Origin of the sequence: Streptomyces sp. SM1, assembly GCF_002910825.1 — a bacterium.
GTDB classification, from domain to species: domain Bacteria; phylum Actinomycetota; class Actinomycetes; order Streptomycetales; family Streptomycetaceae; genus Streptomyces; species Streptomyces okerensis.
The window spans coordinates 1-3,337 of record NZ_NEUB01000084.1; the positions used below are offsets into that span (position 1 = coordinate 1).

Here is a 3,337-nt window from a genome sequence, read left to right on the forward strand (position 1 = left end):
CGGTCCTCGTCCGCCGGACGGTCCGAGGGCGCCGAACGGCCGCGCGGGGACCCCGGGCCGGGGTTTCCCCCGCCGGGATTCGCCCCGCCGGGACGGCGTGGGCCCCGCGGTCCGGGGATCGGTGACTGCGGTGCGGAAGGGCTCAGTCGCAGTTCGTATTCACCGGTGTCCGGATTGAGTACCCACTGGTCTGCGGGATCGACGTTCTCTCCCCGCCCACGGCTGTGCGCGTCCACGGTTGCTCGAATCCTCCGTCGGGGCCACGCGGCGCCTTTCCCCTCCCAGGCGCTCGAGTCTTGGTCACACAGTGCGTGATCTCAGGACGGACCTGAAGGAACGGACGCACCGGAGCGCTCACACTAACGGTCCCGATCGCCCCAGGGCGACGTCGGTGACGAATTGCACGTCCTCACAAGCGGGTAATCCACTCATTTCCCTGGACAAAGGTTCGTAGCGCCGGAGTTGGCTTGGCCGAGCCTTTACGTACAGGTGTCCTCGGCGGCGGTGTTTCCCGAGAAGGTGGGGGCGGGGGAGGGGTCCTCGGCCGCCTCTCCGGTTGCGTTTTCCGTGGTCTTCTCGTCACGTTCCGTACCGACTCTCACCGGGCCGTCCGTGCGCAGCCGCTCGAACAGTTCCTCCGCCGCGGGCCGCGCGAGCTGGTCACGATTGGCGTTCCCCGTGTAGGGCTCCCGGGGCACGGTGAGGAATTGCACGTCTTCCGTGGGGATTTCACGCAGCCCGCGTACGAGTTCGTACAAACCCCGCAAGCTGGCCAGCTCCGGATCGGTGGTGAGTGACGACGTGGCCGCGTCCAGAACGGGATACAGCTTCACCGGATTCAGCAGGACGTCAGTGCCGAGCACCTTGCTGACGAGCGCGCCGAGGAACCGCTGCTGCCGTTCCATCCGGCCGGTGTCGCTGCCGTCGCCCAGGGTCTTGCGGGCGCGGACGTATCCGAGTGCCTGCTCGCCGGTCAGCGTCACCCGGCCCGCCGCCAGCGTCAGTTTCGCGTCCTTGTCGTCGATGGGCTCGCGCAGGCACACCTCGACGCCGTCCACCGCGTCGACCATGTCCTTGAAACCCTCGAAGTCGACGACCACGTGGTGGTCCACCCGGATGTCCGTGAGTTTCTCGACGGTGCGGACGGTGCAGGCGGAACCGCCCAGCTCGAAGGCGGAGTTGAACGCGGTGAACATCGGTGCGGAGCGCGACCCGTCGGGGCGCCGGCAGCCCGGTACGTGCACCATCAGGTCCCTGGGTATCGACACCGCGGTGGCGCTGGACCGGCCAGCGGAGAGGTGCAGCAGGATCGCGGTGTCCGAGCGCTCGGTCCCCGGGTCCCGTCCGTAGCGGCCGTTCTCGTCCCCGTGGCGCGAGTCGGAGCCGATCACCAGGATGTTCTGGGCGCCCTTGACGAGCGCGGTGGGCCGGTCCTTCTCGAACCGCTCGAGTTCGGCCGCCGCCGCCTCGTCCGGGGTGATGTTCCCGTTCAGCTTCATGTACACCGCCCACCCGGCGGCCGCGGCGGCGACCAGGACGACGGCGGCCACGACCGCGATGGCGCGCGCCCAGCGCCGGCGCCGCCGGGTCCTGCCCAGGCCGGTGGGGGAGGAACCCGTACCCGGGACCGGGGCGGGCCCGGCGCCCGGCTGTTCGGAGGGCGTGCCTGCGGTGTCGCTCATGGCCGGGTCCACCCCTCACTGCGTACGGGGCCTGACGGCGTACGGGTGTGGTGCGTGCCGCTGTCTACGACGATGACCCGGGCGTGCGGCGCATGGGGGGTGGTGGTGGGCCGAACGGGGGACGGAGGCGGTTCGCCGGGCCGGGAACGGCGGCGGTTCGCCGGGCGGCGTGCGGCAGGGCGGGGGCCGGACGGGTCAGCGGGCGATGACCGTCACGTGTTCGCTCTCCACCCGCTTGTCCAGGGCGTCGTCCCCGAGCCGGTCCAGGTTCCGGCACAGGACCACGGAGCCGCCGGTCGCCAGCGGTCCGTACAGTCCCGTGCCCAGCCCCTCCCAGGTGTCGAACGGCAGCCCCGACAGGACCCGCGAGGCCGGCCCGGTCAGACCGAGGTCCGGCGCCTCGGCCCGTGCCCGCTCGACCACCTCCGCGCCGGTGAACTCCCGGCCCGCCACGATCAGTGCCGGCTCCTCCGGGTCGACCGGCGCGTACGGCACGAACCGGTCGCCCTGTCCCGGCACCTCCACGGCGTAGTCGGCGAAGCCCTCCGGCGGCTGCGGGAAACGTCCGCCGAGCGGCCTGAGCGCCAGCGCGATCCGGGAGCCCCGGCAGGCCCGCGCCGCCTCCAGCGACTCCGGGTCCGGACCGCTCACCGCCACGTCCGCCGCCGCCGGGTCCCCGGCCATGTCCGCGACCACGCCCACCGACGCGCACGCCAGCAGCCAGACAGCCGTCTGCCAGTGCGCGGGCAGCAGCAGCGCCACCCGGTCGCCGGGTTCCACGGACAGTTCGTCCTGGAGGAGGTTCGCCGTCTTGGCCACCCAATTGGCGAAGGTGGCCACGGACAATTCGACACGTTCGCCCGTGGCATCGTCGTAGAAGGTCACCAAGGGGCGTCCCGGGTCCGCGGCGAGCGCGGAACTGAGCAGGTCGGCAGGGGTGCGGTCGGTGGCGTTCACCCGCGCAAGGGTACGCGGCCCCGCTCCCGCGCACCGCTCGCGCGGTGCACCGGTTCGGGGGAACCGGCCCCGACAGGCCGTCAACTCCCCGATAGACAGTTTTGTCTGACTATGTCCAAGCTCGGGAGTATGCGTGGAATCCTTGCTTCCTCAATCGGTGTCACCTGCGCCGCCTCCCTCTCCCTCCCGCTCGCTCCGCTCGCCGTCGCGGCGGACACGAGACCGGCGCCGACGGCAGGAGCGGCCACGCGCGCAGCGGTGACGGCCCCGTCCGACGTCCTCCCCGGCAGCACCCAGTCGCTGCCCCTGGTTCCCCTCACCCACGACCGTGCCTCCGGCGCCGCTGTCATGGGCCTCGCCCCCCGCGCCGTACGGCACTTCTCCCTCCTCGGCGTCATCTGGGACGACCCCGCCGCCGAACTCCACGGCCGCGTCCAGGTCCGCACCCGCGCGGCCGCCACCGGCGGCTGGTCCGGATGGCAGGACGTCGAGACCCACTACAGCGACCACGCGGCCGACCCCGGCTCCACCGAAGCGGCCTCGGGGCGGGTTCGGGGGGCCACCGCGCCGCTGTGGGTGGGGGAGTCGGACGGCGTGGAGGTACGGGTGCAGCCGGAGCCCGGAGAGCCCGGAGAGCCCGGAGAGCCCGGGGAGCCCGCGGACTCCGGGGGTTCCGAGGGCGGCTCGGGTGCCGGTGC

Annotated in this window: 2 protein-coding genes and 1 pseudogene; 1 reads left to right on the top strand and 2 read right to left on the bottom strand. The window is 72.4% G+C overall.

What is annotated here, in order from left to right:
- Positions 1-479: 479 nt before the first annotated feature.
- Both B9S61_RS01885 and B9S61_RS01890 read right to left on the bottom strand, forming a co-directional pair.
- Complete coding sequence (locus tag B9S61_RS01885) at positions 480-1,682, bottom strand: LCP family protein (RefSeq protein ID WP_103540621.1); 1,203 nt, start codon at positions 1,680-1,682, stop codon at positions 480-482.
- Between the two features lie 195 nt (positions 1,683-1,877).
- The gene (locus B9S61_RS01890) at positions 1,878-2,639 is read right to left on the bottom strand and encodes a TIGR03089 family protein (protein ID WP_103540622.1); all 762 of its coding nucleotides are present in this window, start codon (positions 2,637-2,639) and stop codon (positions 1,878-1,880) included.
- A 129-nt stretch (positions 2,640-2,768) separates the two neighbouring features.
- Between B9S61_RS01890 and B9S61_RS01895 the strand changes: the two are divergent.
- Positions 2,769-3,337: pseudogene (locus B9S61_RS01895) on the top strand (N-acetylmuramoyl-L-alanine amidase); the annotation flags it as partial.

Excerpts from the sequence above, each read along its gene's own strand:
- B9S61_RS01885 (WP_103540621.1), bottom strand. The coding sequence starts at position 1,682 with ATGAGCGACACCGCAGGCACGCCCTCCGAACAGCCGGGCGCCGGGCCC.